General features: G+C 37.9%; 1 protein-coding gene. It reads left to right on the forward strand.

What is annotated here, in order from left to right; all coding sequences use genetic code 11:
* Window positions 1-72: 72 nt before the first annotated feature.
* Window positions 73-1,198 (forward strand): IS1182 family transposase (locus ASU02_RS25415; protein ID WP_057768472.1); only part of this gene is annotated, 1,126 nt, incomplete at its 3' end.

The following is a 1,198-nucleotide window of genomic DNA, read 5'->3' on the forward strand; positions in this document are numbered from 1 at the left end:
GATGAAAATCGAGTTTGCCTACAGTCTTTTTTGTTTTAAAATAGAAATAGAACAATACTTGAGGTGATAAAGATGCTTTCGAAACATAATTCTATCCAACGTGATCAGGTTGAAATGATTGCTTTAGATCAGTTGGTACCTGAGAATCATTTAGTCCGAAAAATCGAGGCGGCTATCGATTTCTCATTCATTTATGATTTGGTGAAGGATACATACTCTGAAGTAGGTCGCCCAAGTATTGATCCAGTAATTCTAATTAAACTTACCTTTATTCAATATACCTTCGGCATTCGCTCGATGCGTCAAACAATTGAAGAATTAAAAACAAATATGGCCTACCGTTGGTTTTTAGGTTATGGATTCTATGATAAAGTTCCTCATTTTTCTACATTCGGAAAGAACTATGAACGTCGCTTCAAAGATACCAATTTATTTGAACAGATTTTCTATCGAATCCTAAAAACTGCGGCTGAGAAAAAATTAATTAGTGCTGAACACATTTTTATAGACTCAACACACGTAAAGGCTAGTGCTAATAAGCATAAATTCGAGAAGAAAGTGGTTCGTAAAGAAACACGAGCATATCAAAACCAACTTCAAAATGAAATAAATCAAGACCGTGAAGATCATGGAAAGAAGCCATTCCCTCCAGATAAGTTTGAAAAAGAAGAAACGAAGGAAATCAAAGAGAGTACCACTGATCCTGAGAGTGGGTACTATGTCAAAGATGAACGTACAAAACAATTTGCTTATTCTTTTCATGCGGCCTCTGATCGTAACGGTTTTGTATTGGGAACCATTGTGACACCGGGTAATACTCATGATAGCGTGATCCTAGAGCCTTTAGTTGAACAAGTAATTGAGAAAGTCGGGAAACCTGAAGCTGTTGCGGCAGACGCAGCCTATAAAACACCTGCCATCACAAAATACTTAATTGATCACGAAATGACACCTGCCTTACCTTATACTAGACCACGTACAAAAGATGGATTCTTCCGGAAGCACGAATATGTTTATGATGAACATTTTGATTGTTACATTTGCCCAGCTGGTGAGATTTTAACTTACTCGACCACGACGAAAGAGGGATATCGTGAGTACAAATCACCCAAGCAGATTTGTGCGACTTGTCCTTTTTTGGAGCAGTGTACACAGAGTAAGGACCATCAAAAAGTGGTGATACGCCATATCTGGCAGG

Source organism: Cytobacillus praedii, from assembly GCF_001439605.1.
Lineage (GTDB): Bacteria > Bacillota > Bacilli > Bacillales > Cytobacillaceae > Cytobacillus > Cytobacillus praedii.